We start from the raw sequence: 23,892 nt of genomic DNA on the forward strand, positions 1-23,892 counted from the left end.
CTAATCCACATACATTAAAAAGAATCGCACATAAAAATCCATTTAGATTTTAATTTTTGAAAATGATACCCCTCAGCCCGCCCGTCTTTCATCATCCTCAGCTAAGGCTGAACTCATCATCGGGGCATGGGGGATATGCATCTCAGGATTTATTTAATTTGCCCCCGGTGTGAAATTTTTTATACTTCCCAAGCGATATCATTGTGGATGGAGCAGGATATCAAATTGTCAAGAGAGCTGAAAAAGGGCGTTATTGAACTTGCGATTCTGGGCATTTTGTCCAAGGGCAAGAAATACGGGTGGCAGATAATAAGGGAAATGGACCATCTTTCCAATGGTTTTTTAAAGGTTAAGGAGGGAACGCTATACCCGGCACTTCACCGAATGGAAACAAGGGGGCTTATTGAGAGTGAGTGGATAATTGAGAAAAATGCTCCCCGTAAATACTACAAACTCACCGATGATGGTCTCAAGGCTTTTGAGGAGGGAAAAATCCTTTGGAAAAAGCTTGAAAACTGTATGTCCCGCATAATGGGTGAGGGTGATGAATAAAGAAGAGTATCTAAAAAGTGTTAGAAGAGCACTCTGGAAAATAAACAAAAAGAAGAGAGAGGAAATATTGTTGGAGCTTAGGGGTGAGATTGAAGACAGGCTGGAAAACGGGGAAAAAATTGAATATATATTGAGAGATATGCCCGATCCCAAGAAATTGGGAAGGGAGTACCTGAACATATACGGGGCCTCAATAACATTGAAGATGACACTCGTGCTGATCTCCGCCATCATTTCAGTATTCACATTATCAGTAATACCCCTCACCCAAATTCTATTCTACGAAGCCCCGGGAATCCTCATGATTCTCGCTCTCCTCCTATTTTACATTTCTCAAAATTTCGGATGGAGAACAGGGTTGATTGCAGGAATGGTTGCGGCTATATTGAGATTCACACTTATTTATATTACATCCCTGCAGGTCGCACTTCAGAGTGGTACTCTGCTATCCGAGGGGGTGAATTCCCTAATACTCCTTATAATTCCCCTGCTTGTAAAAAGGAAAAAATAAAATTTATTTTTTGATACGATAAATTACCAGTGCCAGAACAAACACTCCAAGAACCATGACGCTTATGAATGATATCGCTGCAGTGGGCAATGTCAATGGACCAAAATTCAGGTAGTACTGGCTCAGCTCAATGGATGGATCTTGAAATATTCTCTCTCCTGCGGGGTATATCAACGCCCCGTTCAGCACGGTGAGTGCAAATGCTCTATGCTTGTACCAACGCACTATTCTCTCTCCACCCACTATCTGATAATAGGCCTGCCTAGTTTGGTTATCCACGGTGACATTGGATTCCCACCTAAAGCGCCCAATTCTGTCCCACTGACCCAGTTCTGTAAACTCTATAGCGCCTCTATGCTTGAATAACAACCTGTGCCTTGGAAGTGTCTCATTTCCATAGGTGTGATTTCCAATCCTCGCTCTGCAACCACCGTATCTCTTCATAAGTAAGTGGAGTACCTTTTCGTTGCCTGATATTCCCCAGAATATGTTGTTTTGCACTATTATCTTTGAAGAGTCCACATAATCCCAGCCATCAATCTCCTTATCATACTTTATCTGAAAACGCACCACTTCCCCGGTGTAATTCCTTCTACCTATCAGATGTATGCCCTTTCCCGGCTGGTAGGCATACCATGGAAATCCATGCAAGGTTCTCTTCTCCAGACTTGCAGTAATGTGAAAATGAAGGGCAATATAATTCACCACACCATCTCCCACCTCCGAATTATTAAACACTTCCGTGTAGGGAAGATTTTTAACATAAATGGTGAAATCAACGCGAGTTTCATTTGCGGATAGGTTTGTAATCTTGAAACCAGACATCTTCCACTGGGTGCGAAGGGCCACATACTTAACCATTTGCCTAGAATCGTTTAAATTCCTGACCTCCCCAATGTAGTTGAAACTCTGTCCCAGGAAAAACCTGTATCTCAGAATCTTCTGGGTCACAAGAGTACCGTTCCTGCTGTAAATTTTCACACCCCCCGCATACCTTTGCATCTCAGAAACTATCTTTACGGTGTTGTTTTTGCCATCTCCTCCATAAATTATGGATATAGAGGAGTTGTTGGTCTTTATGGCTATGTAATTTCCACCACCAAGCGCATTCGTGGTACCACGCTCAATTGAGATTCTATCCCAGATATTTCCCGTTCCCTCATTGGCAGCAGACATGGGCAGCAAGGTCGCGGAGAACATTACTGCAACGATCAAAACCATACTTACTCTTCCGAATTTCACATATATCACCTCTTAGTTGTGCACAATACATAGTAATACTATGTATTATTTAAAACTTCCGCTTGAGGATTTTCAAGGTGCAAAAGAGGATGAGACGTTAAAACAACCATGCGGTATGAAAAGAACGAACATTTTAAATATGAAGGGAGAATTTTATTAGTATGAAGGGTGGGGAATTGAAGGATCGCGTGGAGTATTTAACATCCCTCAGAATTCTCACAAGCGATAAATACGGGATATGGGGCTTGGACCCTCTTCTATTTATCCCGGGGCTCTTCCTTATGGCATTGGGCATTGGCAACCCCTATTTCCCGACACCCTGGCGCCTCGGAATTATAATCCTTGGTGCCGTTATGCTCATCGCATCTTCCATAAGGATTGAGAAAAGGTTCTCCCCATTCAAAAGGAAAATCCTTGAAGAAATAGAAAAATGTGAGAATATTTAAAATATGGATGCCATATGCTCCCATGCTCACTTTCGTAGGTCTCGGACTCGGCGGTTTGGAGGACATAACACTTCGGGGAAAGGGGGCAATTGAAAATGCCGATGTGGTATTTGCAGAGTTCTACACTTCAAAACTCATAAATGCAGATATTGAGGACCTTGAAAGGTTCTATGGAAAGAGAATAATTCTCCTGGGCAGGGATGATGTTGAGGATGGAAAAATAATTATGAATGAGGCCCAAAACAAGAACGTGGTTCTTCTCGTTGCAGGAGATCCCATGATTGCCACCACCCACGTTGCTCTGCGAATAATGGCCCAAGAATTTGGCATAGAGACGAGAGTGATACACAACGCATCCATAATATCTGTCGCTCCCGGGCTTTTAGGATTGCAGAATTACAAGTTCGGGCGCACGGTATCCATTCCATTTCCCCAAGAAAATTTCTTTCCAACGAGTGCGTATGATCACATAATGGAAAACCTCAGAATGGGGCTCCATACCCTGATCCTTCTTGACATAAATCCGAGGCCAATGAGCGCAAATGAGGCAATGCAAATCCTCCTTGAAATGGAAAAAGTGAGGGGAAAGGGAATAATCTCAGAGGACACCATTATTGCGGTTGTGGCCCGTGCAGGTTCAGAGGATGCATTGGTTAGAGCGGGGAAAATCAAGCATCTCATTAAGGAGGATTTTGGCCCTCCACTGCACACCCTTGTACTCCCGGGAAAACTTCACTTTGCAGAGGCAGAGGCTTTAGTAAAACTGGCTGGAGCGCCGGAGGAAATACTCGATTAGGGGCAAATTTATATCCTTTCTCCACATTCGTATTTCCATGCTTAAGAACAGAATTGACTTTGACCTTGCAAAACTGGAGAGGTATGAGAACATTGTGGTTCGCAGGGCCAGCAATATGCGGGGATTCTATCAGGATTCAGAGGCCCTTGAGGACATAATAAAGAGGGAAAACCCGGTGATTTACGAAGTATACGCCGTTCCCAAAGAGAAGGAGGGAGAGTTGAGTTACGCCATAACAGTGCTTCATCCTGGAAGGGTTGGAAGAGAGTACTTTATGACCAAGGGCCATTATCACAGCAAGCGAGACAGGGCAGAACTTTACATTTCCCTGAAGGGCAGGGGCTTGCTTCTCATGCAGAAAGATGGAGAGGTGCAGTGGTTTGAAATGGAGAAGGGTGATGTCGTATACGTGCCCCCTTTCTACGCCCACAGAAGCATAAATACAGGCAAAGAAGATTTTGTTTTCTTGGCCATATATCCAAGTGATGCGGGGCACGATTACGGAAGCATTGCCGAAAGGGGATTTGCCAAGATGGTGGTGGAGGGTAAAAACGGCTACGAGGTATTGGATAATCCACGCTGGTAACCGGAAATTCTTTTATATTATGTAGACTTTACTTTATAAAAGGACCGGGATGGGATAAGCATGAAATTATTGAAGGAGTTTAATACAAATCCCCAGAGTGGTATGGGCACAGTGGATTACACGGCGCCGGAGGATGAGTACCTGAGGCAACTTGTGGAGAAACTGAGGGTAAACATAAAGATCATTGGCTGTGGAGGTGGAGGAAGCAACACGATCAATAGGATGATGGAAGAGGGCATCTATGGAGCAGAGCTCATAGCGGCAAACACGGATGCCCAGCACCTTCTGCACATTCGCGCCAACAGAAAGATCCTCCTTGGAAGGAGAAGAACCCGTGGCCTGGGGGCAGGATCAAATCCTCTTGTTGGAGAGGATGCTGCCAGAGAGGCAAATGAAGAACTTGAAAAAATACTTCAGGGTGCGGACATGGTTTTTGTAACCGCAGGCCTCGGCGGGGGGACCGGTACGGGAAGTGCCCCATACGTGGCAAAACTGGCCAAGGAGTCAGGAGCACTTGTGCTTTCTGTGGTTACCCTTCCATTCAAGGCCGAGGGAAAACTGAGAATGGAGAATGCGATGTGGGGTCTTGAGAGGCTCCGCAGGTACTCGGATACCACCATAGTGATACCAAACGATAAACTTCTGGAACTTGTGCCAAGATTGCCGCTCAACGAGGCCTTCAAGGTTGCAGACACCGTGCTTATGATCACCATAAAGGGGATAACTGAAATTCTCACAAAGCCCGGGCTGGTGAACGTGGATTACGCCGATCTCAGAACAGTCCTTGGATCTGGAGGCGTGGCCATGGTTGGCATAGGCGAGAGTGATAGCACCCAGGATCGTGTGAAGGAGGCTGTGGAAGAGGCCATAAACTCTCCACTCATTGATGCAGACATAAGCAATGCCACGGGTGCGCTTGTGCGCATAGTCGGAGACGAGCATATGAGCGTAAGCGAGGCACAGATGGCAGTGGATCTTGTGCAGAAGAAGATAAATCCGATGGCCAAGATCATATGGGGCGCCAGCGTGGATCCAGAGATGGACAACATGGTACAGGTTTTAGTTGTGCTATCTGGCGTGAAATCCCCATACTTCATTGAAAAGGGAGGCTCTCTAAAGGCGGCAAAAAGCCTTGCTGGAGAGACCTTGGATGCAGATATTGATGTGATCGATTAGTGAGAGCGATGAAGAAAACAGACCTGCAAAACGCTGAGGAAAAGTTCCAGCTCTACAAGACCAGAAGGGATGAGTTCAACATACTTGCACGTGAGGTCAGGGAGGAACGGGACCTCATAAACGAGGAGAGAAAGAAAATCAAAGAAGAGCTCCAGAAGGAGAGGGATGCGAGAGACTCCATAGTGGCACTTATGAAGGAGCACAAAGCAAAGAAGAACGAGTACAGGGAGAAGATTTTAGCACTCAAAAAATACATGCGTGAACTTCGCAGAAGTTCCGGGGATACCGTTGAGGCAGAGTACGTACGCATTGAGGAGGAGATTGCAAGGATTGAGAAAAATCTTCAAATCAAACCCCACACAGTTCAGGAGGAGAACAAATTAATTGAAAAACTAAGAGAACTCACCAAGAGAAGGGAAGAACTGAGAAGGGAAATTGAGGAAAAGAACAGGGTTCTGGGCGAGGTAAAGGACCTTGAAGGGGAACTTGCCAATCTGCAGATTCTGGAAGATGAAGAGAGAAACACACTCTCAAAATTGTATGAGGAGCAGCAAGAGCACCACCGTAGGGTAATCGAATTGAAGGAGAAGTTGAAATACCTCACCGAGAAAATGAACAAAAAGCACGAGGAGTATCTGAAATACAGGGAAAAGGCAGATACATACCATAAGAAGGCCCAGGAGATGCTTCAAAAAATCATTGAGATAAAGGGAGAGTACAGAAAAAAGAGGGGTGAGGAGAAGGCAATTTTAAACCAGCTGAGTGAGGAGGCAAAGAGCAAGACTGAGATGAAGGATGAGGATGTTGACAAGTTCATCGAAGCATTGAAGAAAAAGAAGAGAATATCCTATCCTTAGAGGAAGAGAACATAAAAAATCACAAGAAGAGAAAGAATGAGGAGTCCGATGAAGATGGAGAGCCTGAGCATGTTCCTGTCAGATCCAAACACTATGGGTATTGGCCCTATGAGAATAACCCCTCCAAACTTTGTTTTTTCTTTATTTTCCACATACTCATTTTCTGATTCTTCGGGATAGACCATAGCCTCTCTCTCCAAGGATTCAAGGGGTGATAGAAACAGGAGAAAGATCCCGAGCATTATGAGGAGAATCCCCACAAGTGAGTAAAATCCAGAACCATAGACAACGGGAAAAATCAATAGCAGGGCGACATGGGCCTCTCCTGAAAAGATTGCATATAGGAGAATCCCCGCCCCCATAAGAATTGAAAGCAGTGCAGCCCTCCGAAGCATCGTTACTCACCTCAACCTATAACCGCATTGCCTGCAGAATTTATCCTCACTGCTGACCTCCGCACCGCAGTTGGGGCAGGTGTATATGAATACGAGTTTTGCACCGCAGTTCCAGCAATACCTATCCTCTGGCTGAACTATTGCCCCACAGTTGGGACAGTGCAGTTCCTCACTTTTTTTCGGCTCTTCTTTAATAAGCGGCTCAACCTTGAGATCAACCTTTTGGGCTCTTTCAACCTGCGGCTTTTCCAAACCGGGCTCTATTTCTCCAGTATCTATTATCCTGTTTCCCTTCACGGCCAAGCGAAGTGCCTCATTATAATCCCCAAGGTCAAAGGCCCTTTTGGCCCTTTGCACGTAGAGCTTTGCGTATTCCTTCAACTGCCCATCTTCCATCCCGAGAATTTTCTCCTCAACAACGCCTATTTCAAACTTGGATTGCAGGTAATTGGGAGGAAGTTTTTTAACAAAATCCTTGACCTGGGGAGGCATCTCATCCTGCTTTGGCTCCCTCTCAATTTTCTTTATTATCTCCAGTTCCCTCTCAACCTGAGGACTCGTGCCATCCTCCAACAGGTTTTCTTCCTTCATTCTAAGAAGGATTCTCTTGGCATTGTTTGCAATCTCAAGGGACTCAAGATACCTCTGAGATTCGTAGGCCCTTTCCGCCTTTGAAAGCATGCTCTCCACCGGTTCCACCTTGTAACCACGATCCTTCATAACCCGGGCCATGGACCTTACAATGTGTATCTGGTTGTACGCATTATCCTCCACATTGCTCTCGTTCATTCTCATTATTTTCTCGTTGGCCCTCTTCTTCAAGAGCATGAGGGCATACGCTATACCCACGATGAAAAAAACTATGAACAGTACGAAGAATATCAACGATGATGTCACCTCAAGGGCCATTGGTTTCTTATCCCCCTACTTGTATAAAAAGATTTTGAGGTATGCACCAAAAAACTCATGGAAAGTGCTTTATATACGTAGTTTATAAAGGTGGCCATATGATCTTCTCTAAACGCATACAGAAAATGGCCCCCTCAAGCACTCTGTCTCTGGTGGAACTGGCAAACAAGTTCAGAGAGAAGGGTTATAACATAATTTCCATGGCCGTGGGAGAACCTGATTTTACAACCCCTTCATCAGTTATTGAGGCAGCCTACGAGGCAATGAAAAACGGAAAAACCCATTACACTCCTCCAACAGGAATCTCAGAACTGAGGGAGGCCATTGCAGAGAAGTACCGCGTGGAAAATGGTGTGAATGTTGATGCAAACAATGTCATTGTTACCCCTGCAAAACTCGGGATTTTCATGGCGGTGTCCACCTTCATAGACCCTGGAGATGAGGTTCTCATTCCGGATCCTGGTTGGGTCTCCTACCGAGAAATGGTTAATTTTGCCCGCGGAAAGCCCGTGGGCATTAGGCTTGTGGAAGAAAAGCATTTCACAATGGATATTGATGATCTTGTGAGCAAGATAAATTTCAAAACAAAGGTGCTCATAATAAACTCGCCCTCAAATCCCACCGGCTCAATTTTGACCTATGAGGATCTGAAGGCCATAAGAGACGTTGTTGTGGATTTTGATCTGATTCTCATAAGCGACGAAATATACGAGAAAATAATCTACGAAGGAGAGCACATCTCCCCCGGTGTGTTTGAAGATCTGCTCAATTACACAGTAATCATCAACGGATTCTCCAAGAGTCACGCAATGACCGGGTGGAGAATAGGATACCTCATCGCCCCACACAGTTTCATTCCGCAACTGGAGAAGATGCAGCAGCATACGATATCCTGTGCACCGAGTATGGCCCAGTACGCTGCTTTGCAGGCGTTGAAGGAGAAGGAGGCCGTACACAAAATGGTTGAAGAGTTCAGAATGAGAAGGAATTTCGTCTACGAAGAACTCTCAAAAATTGAGGGTTTGCATGTAAAGAGACCCAAGGGAACATTCTACATATTTCCAAGATACGATTTTGATTTGCCCTCCAAGGTATTTGCCGAGGAGTTGATGATTAAAAAACAAGTGGCAATTACCCCTGGTTCTGCATTTGGTCCCCACGGTGAAGGGTATTTCCGTCTCTCATTTGCCACCTCAATGGAGAATCTCAAAGAGGGTATCAAAAGATTGAGAGAGTTCATAGAGGAACTGTGAGGAAAAGTATTAATTTTTATTTCCCTATGCTTGCACCATGACGATATTCCCATCGGACATACTTGCAGGTATACTAATCCTCGTGTCCCTCATACTTCTCTTAGTGGCCTTTATGGCTTACAGGAGGTACAGGCTGAAAGCAGCAATTATATCCACGGTGATATTCACAATATTCCTTCTAAAGGGTATAATTTACGAGGCAAACATATACTATTCCATGAACCTGAACGTACCTGAAATTTTCATGGGTCTTGATGTGATAATCCTCATATCCCTCTACTTTGCCCTTGCTCTCAGGGGCTGAAGTTATGGAGGATCTAAGCACGAGGAGGAGGATATACGAGGAAATTCTGCTTAATCCTGGACTGCATTTCAGGGAATTGCAGAGAAGACTGGATATGCCAGTGGGAATGCTGGAATACCATCTCAACGTGCTCCTGAAAGATGAACTCATAGTATCCAGAGAGGACGGTAGATACATAAGGTTCTTCGCAAACACGTACATGAGCCACCAGGAGAGAAAAATAATGGGATTTCTGAGAAATGAAATAGTAAGAAAAATCATCATCTTTTTACTTGAAAATGGAAGGGTAAAGCAAAGGGATATCGCCAATTTCGTGGGAATAAGCCCTTCCACCTTGTCATATCACCTTAACAAACTTGTTAAAGGAGGAATCCTGCAAAGGGAGATTGAGGGAAGAGAGCGGTACTACTCTTTAAAGGACCCCAAAATAATGGCGAGAACCATAATAAAGTACAGAAAATCCTTCCTTGATTCCCTTGTGGACAATTTTGTAAAACTTTGGGAAAAAAGGGAGAGAAATATTTAGCGACTCTTCACTCTCCACGCAGCCACCACAATTATTGCAATTATCACAATTCCAACACCTATCCACAGCATAGGATTGCTGACACCCTGAGGAGTTGTTGCATTGGTTGAAACTTCTTCAGAAACTGGTTCACTTTCCACATCAAGGGTGTGCTCCGAAAAATGGGGTACGTAGAGCAGCAAGGTCATAGTACCGTTGTCTTCCACCACGGAGTATTTTGCCTCATATCCTCCATTGAAGAGTTCCTGGGGTGTTGTTTCATTTATTACCTTTCCATCAAATTTAACCACTAGTTTGTGATGCGCCGTGAGATTCAAAGTACCATTTTCAATGTTTATCATTATAACTCTGCTTCCATTTACACCCTCCGCAGATATGTCTATGCGTATATGGTTTCTCTCCCTCATTGCCAATTTTGCTTCAAGTCCAGAGGTGTAGTTCACAAATTCTGCAGAATGGGCGTTTATGTACATCTCACCACCAATCTTTCCTCTCTCAAACTCCCTCATAAGCATCTTCTTCATTTCACCTGGAATGTTCAAATTCCTAGGCTCCATGAAGAGCACGCTTGTTGTGCTGTGCCTCCTTCCATGGGAATCCATGTAACTTCCTGTGGTTACAGTAATTCTATTTTCTCCCACGCTCACATTTCCATTGGATACAAAAATATACGCCGATACTTTTCCACTTAGAACCACCGTTGAATTCTCCAAGGTTGCATTTATACCAGGGGCCAGGGTATAAGTTATGACATCACTTCCATGGGTGAGTATGTGCAAAATACCAACAGGAGTATCCAGTGCCTGAATCAATCTCCACCCGCCATTCAAATTCTTCTCACTCCAGTTCAAATGCTCCCATGCTCCAAGGTAAAAGAACTTTGCCCCCGAAACCCTTATTTTCCCCATTCCACCATTCTTATAATCTATGGAGGTGAACACGGTAACATTATTCACCGAATAGTCACTTATTTCTCCCGTTCTGGGATTCACCGTGAAATTGACGTACTTTCCAACCACCATGCCGTTGTTGTACTGAAACTCGCCAATCAATCCATGGTGCATTCTCTGCCTATACATGTCTGCACTGCCTCCATTATGGCCATTATGGTCTGCACCGCTTCCACTGTGACCGGCCGCAGCCGCCACACCTGCCATTGCGGGTACCACCATAAGGGCTGCAATTATCAATATCCACATCCTCTTCATTTTCATCACCTGATTGAAGATTTGGGCATGGATATAAACCATTTATGGTACAATCTTCGAAGAGTGGTACAAAATTCGAACATTCGATATTTGTACCAAAATTCATTTAAATGGGGCCTGCATTTCATTAAACGTGAAAAAAATCATTGCAATTGTTCTGGGATTGCTCCTACTTTCCGTAACTCTCCTGACCTTAGATGTCAGTGGATCCCAGAATAGCCCAGATACGAGAATAATTTTCGATAATAAAAATGCAACCCTTTCCATATCCATTAACAAAACCCAGCACTTTTATCTGAAATTCACCAGAATATTCATATCAACCACTCCCTCCTTCTCACCCCATTTCATGGACTTTGAAAGGATTGAAAATATGAACATTGAGAGGATGAGTTCCCACAACTCAGTAATGGGGAACTACACGAGGATAACCATGTGGAAGGAATTTGAAATTAAGGGCAGATCCCACCACCACGGCAATCCAATAAGGGTGAACCTGACTCTGAACTTCTACCTTGCAGAAAAAACTTACAGGAAGAATGACGTGAACATAACGAGAAATATGATAAGATATAGTACCATAATAAAAACCAACACGAAGAACGCCTATGTTTTTCTGGAAGAGCATATGAACTATGGTGAAAACCACAAAAACGGCTCCACATCAAGGGTTTTTGAGTGCAATAAAACCGCAAGGCACTGGAAAATGATGAGCCCGACCAAGCACGTTATGAAGCATCGCTTTGGTTCTGACCACCTAGGTATGATAGGATTCGGAAGAAATAATGTGACCTTCAGGTACATGTGGGAGTATAGAGACAACATAAATACGCTGTACTCCTACGATGGTTCAAACTTCATTCTGTACTTCATATTCCAGGATAAAAACGGAACCATCGTGCAGGACCCTTACATCACCCTCCCAGAACCCATATCCCTCAACACCACAAGCATAGTAAACGGCATCAGGCACACCGTAAATTACATAATGGACCATGCCCTCTCTCTGGGCATAGGAATAACCCTCGCCGTGGTTATAGTCCTTTCCGCTCCCCTGTTGAAACGTCGTTTGTAGTTTTAAAAACTACAAAATTTTTAAAATGTATGCATTATCTATCGATTTGGGGATTACTATGTATGTAATACAACCATCAAATCTCAAAAAGGGACTTCCTAAGGAAACAAAGAGCATATGTCCCGTATGCGGAAAGGTGATACCCGCAACCATATACGAGGAGGACGGAAAGATATGGTACAAGAAGACCTGCCCAGAGCACGGTGAGTTCAAGGACATTTATTACGGAGACGCCGAGGTATGGCACTGGATGGAGAAATGGGGAACCATTCTGGATGGAGTTGGCCCCAAGAATGTGAAGATCATAAATGGATACTCTGATCATCATTATTCATTCACCGCCCTGGCAAATCTGGATTTGACCAACAGGTGCAACCTTCGCTGTCCCATATGCTTTGCAAATGCCAACGCTGCTGGCTACGTTTACGAACCAGATTTTGATACAGTAGTGCGAATGATGAAGTATCTGAGGCAGGAGAGACCCGTGCCGACCCCTGCAATTCAATTTGCCGGGGGGGAGCCAACCATTTACCCGAGATTCTTTGATGTTATCCGTAAGGCCAAGGAGTTGGGATTCGCCCAGATTCAGGTGGCCACAAATGGAATCCTCATAGCCAACGATCCCACCTTTGCCCAGAAGATGGCCGATGCGGGAATGCACACGGTGTACCTGCAATTTGACGGTTTCAAGGAGAGTACGTACATAACAGCCAGAGGCCTGAATCTGCTACCCACAAAAATGAAGGCCATTGAGAATCTCCGTAAGGTCAAGCCAAAACCACTGGCAACGGTGCTAGTGCCTACCGTGGTAAAGGGAGTTAACGATGACGAGGTTGGAAAAATAGTGGAATTCGGATTGCAGAATCTTGATGTTATTCGCGCCGTGAATTTCCAACCCGTATCCCTCTCGGGAAGAATTCCTCAGGGTGAGTTACTCAAGATGCGTTATACCACAGGAGATCTCATAAGGGATCTGCACGAGCAGACAGACTTCATAGAAAAGACCGATTTCTTCCCAATACCCGTGGCAGCACTCTTCGCGGAGATCGCCTCTCAGATATTCAAGGATCCAAAACCGTCCTTCACGACGCACCCCGCCTGCGGTGCCGCAACCTATGTGTTCCACGACTACGAGAAGAAAAAGAACATTCCGATCGCCAGGTTCATTGATGTGGCCGGCCTTATTGAGGAAATAACCCCACTCGTGTTCAACAAAACCTTTGAGAAGAAGAGCAAACTTGGAAGCATACTCACGCTTTACAAGATTCTCAAGAAGCACTACGACAAAGAGTACGCCCCCAGCGGCTTCAAACTCAAGGAGATTGTGGGTGTGTTTGAGCAGGGAACCAAGGATTCCCTCGGCAAATTGCACTGGGACTCCATGTTCATAGGTGCCATGCACTTCCAGGATGCTTATAATTACGATATCCACCGCACTATAAGGTGCGTTATCCACTACGTGACCCCAGAGCCTAGCATAATACCATTCTGCTCCTACAACACGGGCCCCGTGTTCAGAGAGAAAATAGAAAAGAAGTACTCCATAAGCCTTGAAGAGTACAGAAAGAGACACGGCAACGTGGTGGGTGTTGAGGGATAAGTATGATGAAGGTTGACCCTTCCGTGTGCAATTACTGCGGTGCATGCGTGGGTTCATGCCCAGTAAACTGCATGTTTCTTGATGAGACGATAGTGAGGATAGATGAGGATAAGTGCATAAAGTGTGGGTTCTGCATACGCGCATGCCCCGTGGGTGCAATTGATGCAGAGTGGTGGTCAGAATGAAAAGGTACGAGTACGATGTTCTTGTCATAGGCGCAGGTCCGGGGGGCTCAATGGCCGCAAGGTACGCTGCACGCCATGGACTAAGGGTTCTACTTGTGGAGAAGAGACCAGAAATAGGGGTGCCCGTGCGCTGTGCGGAGGGTATCTCCCGTGCATGGATGGACGAAGTGGAAATAGAACCTCAGGATAGGTGGATAGATGCTTACATGGATGGTGCAAAGATATACTCGCCAGATGAGAAGAGTGTTGTGGAGCTCACCGCAGAGCAGGCAGGCAACGAGGTTGGATTTGTGCTCAATCGCGAGTACTTTGACAAGTATCTTGCATCCCTGGCAGCAAAGGAGGGTGCAGAGATATGGATGAAGAGCCCGGCCATAGAGATAATCAAGGAAGATGGCTACATTAAGGGTGCAATAATACGTAAATTTGGAGAAAAGGTTGAAGTGCGAGCCAAGATAGTCATAGCAGCCGATGGTTTTGAATCCCAAGTGGCCCGGTGGGCAGGACTCAACACAGTGCTTCGCGAAAGGGATATTGTATCCTGCATACAGTACAGGATGACAAACATAGATATAGAGGAAAACTTCACCCACTTCTTCATAGGCTCCTGCGCTCCTGGAGGATACGTATGGATCTTCCCCAAGGGTAAGAAGGAGGCAAATGTTGGCATAGGCGTGGCGCTAAACAAGTTGAAGCACAGGGGAGAAGTTAAAAAGTACATGGACGAGTTTATTGAAAAACACGATTATCTCAAAAAGGGAAGCGTAATACAGATTGTCACCGGAGCCGTATCAACATGCCCTGTGCCAAAGAAGATAGTTGACAACGGAATAATGCTCGTGGGCGATGCCGCTCGCCTCATAGACCCAATAACCGGTGGTGGCATAGCAAATGCCTGCATCTCTGGAAAGTACGCTGGAGAGATAGCAGCAAAGTGCATAGATAATCCCAGCAGAGAATGCCTTGAGGAGTACCAGAACATGGTACAGGAGAAGTGGGGAAGAAAGCACCTGCGCAACTGGTTCGTCAAGGAGAAACTCGCCGCTCTGAGTGATGACACACTGAACAAACTTATGGATGTGATTTCAAAGGAGAAAATAACAAAAATTTCAGTGAGAGGGATCCTTGAGGCAGTGCAGAAAAAGTACCCCGAACTCATTGAAGAGTTCGAAGACCTTCTCTAAATTTTTTATACATTTGCACCTCCCAATTCTTCCAGTTGCTCCGCACTTCTTGCCTCCTTTTCGCTTAGTTCCCTCACACCGTGCCTCTTTCTGATCCATGCCACCAGCACATAGGATACCAGAATAGGAGGAAGTATGTAGTAAACTATGTAATTCATAAGCCCGACAACGTACCACTCCAAGTATCCAAGATGGCCCCCAAGCATGGATAACCACTGCATCCTGAGATAATCCTTGCCGGATAGGGCGTAATTTAGGGCATTCACATTGAATATTATTAGCAGTATGTCCAGATAATTGGTGTATACGTTGGCAAGTGTGCTCATACTTCTAGTAACTTTAAAGCCTGGAATGCGCCTGGTTGTGAAGGGAGGAAACATGTTACTTCCCATGAGTCCAAAGTGATCTGTGAGAATATGTGACCAGAAACCGAGCATTATGAGCCAGAAGGCGGTCCAGCCCATGGGAGTGAATCCGTAGAGCATAAAACCTATGGGCGCAAACATTACACCCAGGGTTATGCTGTGGGCCCATCTCCTGTGCCAGGGAATGAAATCTGCACGTACCCTGTTCTTGCCCTCTGGGAAGAATGAGAAATCAGGTCCAGAGAGAATATCCACGTGGGTCACCGCATCGTAATTGTAATCCAGATCTGCCTTGAATTCCGCCTCAGCATGGGCCTTCTCAGGAGGTAAGTAAGATGTGATGTAGGGCCTCTTCTCAAATCCGGAGATTATTGGTCCTATATCACATATAACCTTCTTGTTTTCCGTATCAAAATGCACGGTATACTGTCTCCACTGATCCGATGAGATTTTTATGGTGTGGAGCATGACATTTACTTCCCTCTGCTCTTCTGCCGCCTGATCTATGGCCTTTGCAAGGGTCGTAGCCACCAAATTGGGATCAAGATTCCATTCATCCATATCCACCTCATAATCATGCCTCTGCAGGTACTTGGCAAATCGAAAATCAATAGTATCGGGCAATATTCCGAAAATTCCTCCGAGAATTAGCACCAGTGCCTTGTGCACAACAATCTCGTTGGCGATAACATTGTTTCCATAGAACATATTTGCAATTACCACCACGAAGGTCGCCGTGGTTAATCCTGCCAGAAAATGGGCAAATCCCTTCATTTTACCACAACCCGAACAAGCCACCGAGGGCTATTCCGCTCATATTCAACCATATCGGCACGAGTATCACAGCAAGACAGTGGGAACGGCGAGAATTGAAAAGCACGGGAATCAAACCAATGGCCGTTGCAACGGACATTATCAGCAATCCCTGCCAGGATGTCATAAAGAACACTATGGATACCACTATACCAAGAACAACCAGATTGAGAACCTTGGGATTTATCTTGTATATCCTCTTAGCCAGAAACCTCGAAGCGAATATCACCACAAAGAAGGCATAAAGTCCGGCAATTGCAATTCCCATATCCACAAGATAGAACTGCTGCACGCTCTCAGGGGTGAAGAACAGATTTATTCCCATAGCAAGAGCACCGCGACGAATGTGAAGAACGGGAAGGAAGAAAAGAGATATTGCCCCCACATAATACACAACGCGGGATGCGCCCATGGATACGAGAAAACTCTTGTCTCCCTTCTGGGCAAAGCCATGGCTCGCCATGTAACCTCCAACACCAGCAGTCACAGCAGGCAGAAACGCTGCAAATAAACCTCCGGATGAGCCTGCCACCGCACCGTGCAAAAGTTCAACTGGTTTGGCGTCCACACTCTTTGGTATGTTCTGTTCTGGAATATCATATTTTGATATCAAATTCAAGATAATGGAGGACGTGGCAAACAATCCTATGAGGGGCGCCATCAGACTCTGAAACGCATGATTTGCAGGTACTATTGTTTTATTGAAAGAGATTATACCAAGAATGGATGAGAGGAAAAAGGTGAGATAGCCTGCCATTATGGTTTTCCATCCCTCCTTCAGACCATGAAGAGGATTCTTGTGTCTTCCGAAATCCTTGGGAAATTCTGAGAGGAGCATGTAGGCAATTACTGCCCCTATTATCCAGTGAAGGTGGTTTGAAACTATATTCCACACTATTGAGAGAGGACCCATCAAAAGGGGCACAAAGAACACTATTGCAAGAAGTCCTGTAAGGGCACCGGTGGCTATCAAAACCACCGCCTCATGTCCACGGCCCTCCTTCAGATACCTCAGAGAGGGCATCAACACGAACATGGTGGAATCATCTGGAGCACTGAAATATATTGAGGGTATGGTGAAGACAAAGGCATAGGTCACAAGCATACCTATGAGCATCAGAACCATGAGCATAGAGTTGAGGACAAAGGATGCACTGAAATAGAACAGAAGGAAGAAGCCAATCACATTGTAAACATGCAGTCCAGGCAGCATGGATAGTGCAGAGCCTATGAGCGCTCCCAAGAGCACGAATGCAATGCACAAGAGCAAGAAGGTTATGCTCAACTTATCACCTCCACTACATCGTTTGTAAAGGGTCTAACCTTTATTTCGGGCTGACCGTTATAGTAAGTCACTATCCCCCTAACGAGAAGATGCTGGCCGTAATCTATATTTCTGAGCATTGCCCTGTTTTCCACGTAAATTACATAACTCCCATTCTCGCTCCACAGGGTTATACTCATAGAGTATGAAAATGCACGGTAATCCACAACCACTCCCTCAAGTTCTCTGAAGGAGAATTTGTTCATGGGACCATTTTTCTCGTAACTCTTCTTCTCTATGATCTTGTACTGGGGCTCCGCAATGAGTTCCCATTTTGGCTCACTCACAAAATCGCTTTTCCTTGAAACTGAAATTTCCCATATACCACGATAATTCACAAATCTACCCTGAATCTCCACATGATCTCCGGGAGCATAGTACTTGATACCGTAGCGAACATAAACTCTCACAATGGATCCGTTTGACTCAACGTAAATAGTGCTGTTTTCCAAGTTTCTGGATACAACGGTGGCCCATGGGATATGAACGTAGGTACCATTGTATTTCTCTGGAGAACCAACAAGCTGAGATATGCTCAATGTTCTGTAGGTATCTGTTGGTGCCTTTGGCTGGTACCACTGAAGGGCCCCATATATGCGCACGTATCCAGATGCAAGCGCACTTAAATTCAGCACGTTAAGAGAGTAATAGGCCCTTGGGATGACCACATCAAATTCATCATCAAGGGAGCATATGAATCCAAAACTGAATTCTCTAACACTTGTTATGTTTCCAGCCACATTCACCCTCTCTCCTGTACTGTACTCCCACGGTGAAGCAGATGTTATGTTTCTAATTGAGATTGCCGTGGATTTAGGTTTCTCGATGATTAGATAGTCCACATCGTTGAGGATCAGAGAATTTGAGGTGTACATGTAGGTACCCTTTATATCAACCACATCACCCATGGCTGGAATTTTTCCTTCCTCAACCATTCTTTTTATCACATTTCCATAAAGTTTCACGGTTATTGTTCCGGTACCATCATCCACCTTGAATCTGAAGGATGTTACCTTGTAATCGTTCTCATAAACCCAGGGATAGCCAACGATCTTACCGTGTATCCTTATGAAATTGTAATTATCGGTGAGCCCCAAATCCTTAATCTTGGTAACAGGAATCTCCCCTCCAAAATATGCCAGAACCCCGTAGGCAGATGCCAGTATCATAAGGGAGAGAGCAATTACATAAATTGTCTTGATTTTAACCCTGTGCTTTACATTGGCGGTGCAGTGAGGGCAAATTTCGGAATCATCAGGTATCTCCCTACCACAACTCGGACACTTCATCCAATCACCCTTATATCCTTGATGCTTCCCGGTATGAGCTCCCACGAGCCGCTCATAAAACTCCCGTACCACTCCAGAGAGCCCACAACCTCTATTCTTTTACCAGCCAGTTCCTTGATGTCCATGGAGGAGAATTTAGCCACAGAGTAAGGGATGTACAGGTCCATATACCCTGTTCCATCAGTTATATTGAGAATGTAACTCTTTGCAGAGGTTTCAAACACCTTTTCCACACTCACGTTTAATTTGACCCTTACAAACCTTCCATCGGGATACTGTATTGAATTGATATCCTCTATACTCATACTCACCGGCTTGGGCTTTGTTATTGTTATTTCCTGAGGCGAGTTTAGTATCATATACACGTTGCTTCCCCTTATGTAAACCTCTCCAATTATATTCACATAATCCCCATACCCAGGAATCTTTCCTGCCCTTGCAAGTTTTTCCACCGTGGGACTGTAGACATGTACACTCATCATCCCCGTGCCATCATCCACGTCTATGTAGAGTGTGGAGGATCCTTCCTTATAGGTTATCAGCGAGGGAGGTGATGAAACTATGCCCCTAATCTCCACCGTACCGTAATTGTATGTCTGGGTTATGTCCTTTATTTGAACGTATTGTACAGGCATGTTCTGTGCAAATATGAGCAGAAAAATTATACCAATCACTGCAAAGGCGAGAGAGCCATACTTTGCATAATAATACCCAGTGTGCTTGGGAATTTTGGTTCCGCAGTATGGGCACACCTCTAATGATCCAACGTATCTGCCGCAATTAGGACAGTATCTATCCTCCATACAAGCACCTCTTCAAATTTTGATTTCAGGGGCATGTTTCCGACCTTACCCGTATTGCTTTCCTTCACAATATCAGAAGAAAACCTAGGAAGAATCTCGTAATAGGACGTATAGGGTGAGGTTTTATCGTACTGAGCAACCACCCCAATTACTGTGAGATTCTCGCCCACCGATATATTTGATATATCAATCCCAGCTGCCTTGGCATATATTTCTATGCTTCCATTTCCATCATCAAGATAGAAATAACCTGATGCGGAATTCACGCTTGTCACGGTACCATGGACCTCAACGAGCATTCCCTCTATTTTCTCAGCATTTGTCCAGTTTTTGAAGTATCCCGTGGATACATTCAAAGGAGCGGGGACTTGGCCCTTGCCCATATACCTTATGTAGTTGAGGGATGTGATCTTTATTTCCGCCTCTCCATTGTACTGGGCTATGGTTCCACGAACCTGCACCTTGGAACCCTCAGTCAAATTGAGTTTGGTGTAATTCAGACCATATCCGAATACAAGAACTCCTCCTGTGAGGTCCTCAACATACATCTTCAATATAGGCTTCCCGCTGCTTGAAGACACGTAGGAGAAGATATCCGGCGCCGCAATCACGGTGGCATTGACTATTACCTGCTCTCCGAGATGTACAAGAACTCCATCGGAATCAACCTCGTGCACGTAGGAAAGATTAACATACCTTGCAGATGAGTGCAAAACAACAACCCTATCCTGAGTTCCCGCCCTGAGGAGTATCTCATAGGTACCATTGTGCTCTGTAACCTTACCGTATATCTTTATGGTGTCTCCCACACCCACATAGGGAACATTCACACCCTTCTGGGCGTACACCGCAATATCCTGAGAGTTGGATGTGGAATTGCTGACCCAGAAGAGGTAGGAGTACTTCACATTTACAACAGTGGCATTGGGAATCTCAACCAATGTTCCGTTGTAAGCGCTTGAATTTTCCAGAATGCTTCCTATATTCACCACCTTGTATGAAACGGTGTTTTTAACAATAACCGTGTCATTTGTATTGTTTCTGATTTTGAACTCCCAGGTATGGTTGTATTGGCTCACCATCCCCCAGATTTCCACCGTGGCGTTGATGTAGGGAGTACCATTTACCACCCCACCCCTCTCAACGTACACACTCATATCCACAGAATTTGATGTGGAGTTGCTCACCCAGAACAGCCAGTTGGCAACCACGCTCTTAACCTTTGCGTATGGCACATGCACCAATGTGTTGTTGTAATCCTCCGGATTTTTAAGTATCTGGGTTATATTGACCTCCCTGTAAGTCTGGGGTCTTGTAGACACGTAGTCGTACGATTTGGGCCTTATTTTTATCTCCCACTCTCCCCTGTAGGATGTGAACTGCCCATAAACATCAGCGTAATAGCCCTCCTTAACATTACCCATATTAGAGCCGTTAAATCCAACCACCTTTACCTCCGAGCCGTTCCAGAATAGCCCGAAGAGGGTAAAGTGAGAAGTTGAATTTTCATAGAGCCAGGAAATTACACCCCAGGAGTGTACATTGGTTCCATTGTAGGCGATGGGATCCGCAAGGAGGTCTTCCACGGATATGTCCCTATAAGTTGGTTTGCTGAGTACCACAACCCGATCAGTGGTTGCATTTCTTATCTTTATTTCCCAAGAACCGCGATAAACAACCAGGTTTCCCCATATCTCTACCTTGGCACCGTTGAAAATCATACCATTCACAACACCGCCACGCTGAACATACACATGGAGGGTGGAACTGGCGTTTGTTGTGTTACCTATATCAAAACTCCAGGATGCAAAGGAGGATGTGACGTATGCATAGGGTATGTGTATTGCTGAGTTATTGTACTTCTCAGGATTTTGAATTAGGGCGCCAACGCTCACATCCTGGTATGAAGACCTTACATAACGGGAGAAGTCAGATGTTGAGTTTCTCACGTATATTTCCATATAACTAACGTTGAGCCTGTAGGAATGATAGTATGTGAGAAAACCCTGCACCTCAAAAACATCCCCCACCGCGGGAGATCCCGTGGAATTGGCATTAAAGGATACGTACACGGTCAAATTGCCTATGGAATAACGATACGATGCATAAACTGCACTGACCCTTCCAACAATGTGCACAAAGGAGTTGTTGTACCCCTCCCATTCATCGGGGCTTATTGTGGCATAGGTGTTATGCCCCCCATGGGAGAGAATCTTCACATAATCCCTTCCATTATTTTCAACTTTCAACTCCAACTGGTTGCGATAAACGGTGAATCTCGCCCTTATCTCAAGATAATCACCGTATCGCATACTCTGGGGCTTGGGAGCACCCGGCTCCACATAAACCCTTATTCCCCTGTAGCCGGAGGAGTTAACCAGGAAGAAACTGTAATTTCTACCGTAGGCAAATATTCCGTACACATTCACCTCTCTACCTATATACTCAGAAACGTTTCCAAGCAGTTTATTCACAGAGGTCTTTATCACCCTGGTGGGCATCTTAACTATGGAGATATTTTTGCGTGCATAGGAGTATGCTCCATCGTTGTCATACACGATGAGGGTCACAGTGTAATTACCCGGAGCGGTATATGTGTGCTGCACAATCTTACCTGCAGATTTTGAGCCATCCCCAAAATCCCAGATATAGGACATTATGAAGCCATCGTCCACAGAATTTGCAGCAGAAAACTGCACAGGAAATCCCACATATCCCTTGGAAGGAGCAGTTATTATGGCCACAGGAGGATTGTTGATCATACCTCTTTCAGTGGAGGCGTAGTATATTGCAGGTACACCTATGGCAATTACAAGCAGAGAGAGGATCACCATTGCCTTTATTTTGACAGTATCCACCATTCTTCACCTCATGCATTTTTACATATTAAAACCTTAAGGCCGAACCCAGGAAACTTTGAAATAAACGATCTTATCCTCTTTCAGATAAGATAGAAGCAGGATTTTCCTTACTCCGTGAGCAACTCTCACGGCCCGACTTATTTTTTGTATCTCCTCACTCCGGGATATAACATGAACAAGGTAGTTTGAATGCTCCTCCATGCTCTTCTCGTATGCCCTGAAATGTGTGCCATACTTGAAACCCGATTTAACTATCAGGCCATTTTCTCTTAGATCCCTATAGACCCGGTAAATGCGGGTTTTTACCTGTGGCTTTTTATCGCACAAACCCTTTTCCCACAGGTACATGGCCTCAAGAACGCTGAGATGGCCCCATTCACCCTCGCTCCTCCCAAAGGTGGTTGAGTCAATAAGCTCAGGAGAGTAAAGAACGGTTCTCTTGCCAAGAATCTCAACACTCAGAGCCTCCTTGGGAAGGTTGAAATATTCTCCACGGGGCTCAGCGAGATCCACGAGATAGTATGTAACCTCACCATCTGTATCAACCACTGCAAGCATAAGTGGGAATTCTTTGGATAAGAAATCCTCCGGGCGAAAATAGTCCATATCAGACATTGGATAAAAATTCATCGAGTAATTTTTCCTTCCCCTGAAATGGGTATCCCTAACTTCCAGCACATAGCCCCTATCCCGAAGGTCCCTGTACACGAGGTAAAAAATATCAAAATTACTCAACTTGTGTGATACTTCCCTCAATGCGGAGGAAAAATCGCATTTGATTATATCTCTCTCACAAAGATATGCAAATTCAACCCATGAAAGGAGAAGGCATTTTCCATTTCTTCTTCCAAAACCTCGAGATTGGAGTTTGTCTGCAATCTTACCGCAAACTTCCGGGTTCATAATGTCCCTTCCACTATGCTGGAAAATACAGTTTCCACGTTCTCACCCGTCTTGGCGCTCGTGAGAAAATAGGGATAGCCAAATGCATCCGATATATCCTCAAGTTCGTCCTTCCAAAACTCTGCGCGGTACTTCAAATCGTTTTTATTGGCCACAAATATCTTCTGGGCCTTGTGACCATCAAGAAACTCCGCAATCTGACCCATGGTTTCAAGGGTTTCCCTGCGGGTAAGATCTCCCACAATTATTATGGCCTTTGCTCCGGATAGAATGGGCTTTATGTTCTGCTCGTAAACACTAACATCCCAGATGAGAAGCGTTACTTCCCCAACCTTCCTGCGACATGTTTTTGATTGAAGGGTCTCATCAATCTCGCTCTCAAATGCATCATATACAAATCTCCTTATGAGCGAGGTTTTACCCACTGACTTATCACCGAGTACACAGACCTTCCAGATTTTTGGTGCTCTCATCCACCTTTCAATGGCATTAGGTATTTAAAATTTTTGAGTGCTGTATCAATATTGGGAGTGGGTTGACCCCTTCAAAAATTTCAGCCATTATTCATTTTCCTCATCTCTCATAACCCACCACACTTCATCCGGCAGGAAAATCAGGATTCCGTGGTAATCTCCACCTCCGTGCTTCTCCTGAAGCACAGCCAATTGAATTGCATTCATCAAATTCTCTGCCGCTCTGCCCACTTCGGAATTTGACCCAAAGTGATTT

Annotated in this window: 26 protein-coding genes; 14 read left to right on the plus strand and 12 right to left on the minus strand. The window is 44.9% G+C overall.

Features of this window, described 5'->3' with window-relative positions:
• Positions 1-207 precede the first annotated feature (207 nt).
• Together ACIM339_RS02170 and ACIM339_RS02175 are read left to right on the plus strand one after the other, a co-directional pair.
• Positions 208-552 carry a PadR family transcriptional regulator gene (locus tag ACIM339_RS02170; protein WP_015282963.1) on the plus strand — a complete coding sequence of 115 codons (345 nt, stop codon included), beginning with the start codon at positions 208-210 and terminating at the stop codon, positions 550-552.
• Positions 545-1,063 carry an HAAS signaling domain-containing protein gene (locus tag ACIM339_RS02175; RefSeq protein WP_015282964.1) on the plus strand — a complete coding sequence of 173 codons (519 nt, stop codon included), beginning with the start codon at positions 545-547 and terminating at the stop codon, positions 1,061-1,063. Before ACIM339_RS02170 ends, ACIM339_RS02175 begins: the two co-directional genes overlap by 8 nt.
• 3 nt (positions 1,064-1,066) lie before the next feature.
• On the opposite strand, the gene ACIM339_RS02180 is transcribed toward ACIM339_RS02175, so the two are convergent.
• Positions 1,067-2,305 (minus strand): hypothetical protein, encoded by a 1,239-nt coding sequence (locus tag ACIM339_RS02180; protein ID WP_015282965.1) that lies wholly within the window; start codon positions 2,303-2,305, stop codon positions 1,067-1,069.
• 161 nt (positions 2,306-2,466) lie between these two features.
• Between ACIM339_RS02180 and ACIM339_RS02185 the strand changes: the two genes are divergently transcribed.
• From ACIM339_RS02185 to ACIM339_RS02205, 5 genes are read left to right on the plus strand one after another with little or no spacing between them, the layout of a single operon-like run.
• Positions 2,467-2,751 (plus strand): hypothetical protein, encoded by a 285-nt coding sequence (locus ACIM339_RS02185; protein ID WP_015282966.1) that lies wholly within the window; start codon positions 2,467-2,469, stop codon positions 2,749-2,751.
• A gap of 22 nt (positions 2,752-2,773) precedes the next feature.
• The gene (gene dph5, locus ACIM339_RS02190; protein WP_015282967.1) at positions 2,774-3,547 is read left to right on the plus strand and encodes a diphthine synthase; all 774 of its coding nucleotides are present in this window, start codon (positions 2,774-2,776) and stop codon (positions 3,545-3,547) included.
• 37 nt (positions 3,548-3,584) lie between these two features.
• The gene (locus tag ACIM339_RS02195) at positions 3,585-4,133 is read left to right on the plus strand and encodes a glucose-6-phosphate isomerase (RefSeq protein ID WP_015282968.1); all 549 of its coding nucleotides are present in this window, start codon (positions 3,585-3,587) and stop codon (positions 4,131-4,133) included.
• A 60-nt stretch (positions 4,134-4,193) separates the two neighbouring features.
• Positions 4,194-5,309, plus strand: coding sequence for a cell division protein FtsZ (gene ftsZ / locus ACIM339_RS02200; protein WP_015282969.1), 1,116 nt, complete (start codon positions 4,194-4,196; stop codon positions 5,307-5,309).
• Between the two features lie 8 nt (positions 5,310-5,317).
• Entirely contained in the window at positions 5,318-6,166 is an 849-nt protein-coding gene (locus ACIM339_RS02205) for a hypothetical protein (RefSeq protein WP_015282970.1), read from the plus strand.
• On the opposite strand, the gene ACIM339_RS07730 is transcribed toward ACIM339_RS02205, so the two are convergent.
• Positions 6,163-6,561, minus strand: a complete 399-nt coding sequence (locus tag ACIM339_RS07730; protein ID WP_015282971.1) for a DUF131 domain-containing protein — start codon at positions 6,559-6,561, stop codon at positions 6,163-6,165. The two genes, ACIM339_RS02205 and ACIM339_RS07730, sit on opposite strands and share 4 nt — an antisense overlap.
• Positions 6,562-6,567: 6 nt before the next feature.
• On the minus strand, positions 6,568-7,470 hold the full coding sequence (locus tag ACIM339_RS02215; protein ID WP_015282972.1) for a zinc ribbon domain-containing protein: 903 nt from the start codon (positions 7,468-7,470) through the stop codon (positions 6,568-6,570).
• 98 nt (positions 7,471-7,568) lie between these two features.
• Between ACIM339_RS02215 and ACIM339_RS02220 the strand changes: the two genes are divergently transcribed.
• Genes ACIM339_RS02220 through ACIM339_RS02230 form a run of 3 tightly spaced genes read left to right on the plus strand, consistent with a single transcriptional unit; the run spans position 7,569 to position 9,553 of the window.
• A complete protein-coding gene (locus ACIM339_RS02220) occupies positions 7,569-8,723 on the plus strand; it encodes a pyridoxal phosphate-dependent aminotransferase (RefSeq protein WP_015282973.1) in 1,155 nt (384 codons plus the stop codon).
• 37 nt (positions 8,724-8,760) lie between these two features.
• Positions 8,761-9,027, plus strand: coding sequence for a hypothetical protein (locus tag ACIM339_RS02225; RefSeq protein ID WP_015282974.1), 267 nt, complete (start codon positions 8,761-8,763; stop codon positions 9,025-9,027).
• A gap of 4 nt (positions 9,028-9,031) precedes the next feature.
• Positions 9,032-9,553, plus strand: a complete 522-nt coding sequence (locus ACIM339_RS02230) for a winged helix-turn-helix transcriptional regulator (RefSeq protein ID WP_015282975.1) — start codon at positions 9,032-9,034, stop codon at positions 9,551-9,553.
• Here ACIM339_RS02230 and ACIM339_RS02235 read toward each other — a convergent pair.
• Positions 9,550-10,761 carry a hypothetical protein gene (locus tag ACIM339_RS02235; protein WP_052309851.1) on the minus strand — a complete coding sequence of 404 codons (1,212 nt, stop codon included), beginning with the start codon at positions 10,759-10,761 and terminating at the stop codon, positions 9,550-9,552. The two genes, ACIM339_RS02230 and ACIM339_RS02235, sit on opposite strands and share 4 nt — an antisense overlap.
• A 133-nt stretch (positions 10,762-10,894) precedes the next feature.
• Here ACIM339_RS02235 and ACIM339_RS02240 point away from each other — a divergent pair, with 133 nt between their 5' ends.
• The 4 genes from ACIM339_RS02240 to ACIM339_RS02255 are packed head-to-tail and all read left to right on the plus strand — an operon-like array spanning position 10,895 to position 14,805.
• Complete coding sequence (locus ACIM339_RS02240) at positions 10,895-11,836, plus strand: hypothetical protein (protein ID WP_015282977.1); 942 nt, start codon at positions 10,895-10,897, stop codon at positions 11,834-11,836.
• Positions 11,837-11,882: 46 nt separating this feature from the next.
• The gene (gene tes, locus ACIM339_RS02245) at positions 11,883-13,436 is read left to right on the plus strand and encodes a tetraether lipid synthase Tes (RefSeq protein ID WP_394295535.1); all 1,554 of its coding nucleotides are present in this window, start codon (positions 11,883-11,885) and stop codon (positions 13,434-13,436) included.
• Between the two features lie 2 nt (positions 13,437-13,438).
• A complete protein-coding gene (locus ACIM339_RS02250) occupies positions 13,439-13,621 on the plus strand; it encodes a DUF362 domain-containing protein (protein WP_015282979.1) in 183 nt (60 codons plus the stop codon).
• On the plus strand, positions 13,618-14,805 hold the full coding sequence (locus ACIM339_RS02255) for an NAD(P)/FAD-dependent oxidoreductase (protein WP_015282980.1): 1,188 nt from the start codon (positions 13,618-13,620) through the stop codon (positions 14,803-14,805). Before ACIM339_RS02250 ends, ACIM339_RS02255 begins: the two co-directional genes overlap by 4 nt.
• Positions 14,806-14,810: 5 nt before the next feature.
• Here ACIM339_RS02255 and ACIM339_RS02260 read toward each other — a convergent pair whose 3' ends face one another.
• The 8 genes from ACIM339_RS02260 to ACIM339_RS02295 all read right to left on the minus strand — a co-directional run bounded on the left by ACIM339_RS02260 (position 14,811) and on the right by ACIM339_RS02295 (position 23,867).
• The gene (locus ACIM339_RS02260) at positions 14,811-15,944 is read right to left on the minus strand and encodes a metal-dependent hydrolase (protein ID WP_015282981.1); all 1,134 of its coding nucleotides are present in this window, start codon (positions 15,942-15,944) and stop codon (positions 14,811-14,813) included.
• Position 15,945: 1 nt separating this feature from the next.
• Complete coding sequence (locus tag ACIM339_RS02265) at positions 15,946-17,268, minus strand: tripartite tricarboxylate transporter permease (RefSeq protein WP_015282982.1); 1,323 nt, start codon at positions 17,266-17,268, stop codon at positions 15,946-15,948.
• Positions 17,265-18,596: a zinc ribbon domain-containing protein gene (locus tag ACIM339_RS02270; protein ID WP_015282983.1), complete on the minus strand. Its 1,332-nt coding sequence runs from the start codon at positions 18,594-18,596 to the stop codon at positions 17,265-17,267. The genes ACIM339_RS02265 and ACIM339_RS02270 overlap by 4 nt, the downstream gene beginning before the upstream one ends.
• Positions 18,593-19,399 carry a zinc ribbon domain-containing protein gene (locus ACIM339_RS02275; RefSeq protein ID WP_015282984.1) on the minus strand — a complete coding sequence of 269 codons (807 nt, stop codon included), beginning with the start codon at positions 19,397-19,399 and terminating at the stop codon, positions 18,593-18,595. The genes ACIM339_RS02270 and ACIM339_RS02275 overlap by 4 nt, the downstream gene beginning before the upstream one ends.
• Entirely contained in the window at positions 19,351-22,260 is a 2,910-nt protein-coding gene (locus ACIM339_RS02280; protein ID WP_015282985.1) for a PKD domain-containing protein, read from the minus strand. Before ACIM339_RS02280 ends, ACIM339_RS02275 begins: the two co-directional genes overlap by 49 nt.
• A gap of 33 nt (positions 22,261-22,293) precedes the next feature.
• Positions 22,294-23,163: a tRNA-intron lyase gene (gene endA, locus ACIM339_RS02285; RefSeq protein ID WP_015282986.1), complete on the minus strand. Its 870-nt coding sequence runs from the start codon at positions 23,161-23,163 to the stop codon at positions 22,294-22,296.
• Positions 23,160-23,636, minus strand: coding sequence for a Rab family GTPase (locus ACIM339_RS02290; protein ID WP_015282987.1), 477 nt, complete (start codon positions 23,634-23,636; stop codon positions 23,160-23,162). The genes endA and ACIM339_RS02290 overlap by 4 nt, the downstream gene beginning before the upstream one ends.
• A gap of 87 nt (positions 23,637-23,723) precedes the next feature.
• Positions 23,724-23,867: a hypothetical protein gene (locus tag ACIM339_RS02295; protein ID WP_162007671.1), complete on the minus strand. Its 144-nt coding sequence runs from the start codon at positions 23,865-23,867 to the stop codon at positions 23,724-23,726.
• Positions 23,868-23,892 lie beyond the last annotated feature (25 nt).

Source organism: Aciduliprofundum sp. MAR08-339 (assembly GCF_000327505.1).
Classification (GTDB): Archaea; Thermoplasmatota; Thermoplasmata; order Thermoplasmatales; family Aciduliprofundaceae; genus Aciduliprofundum.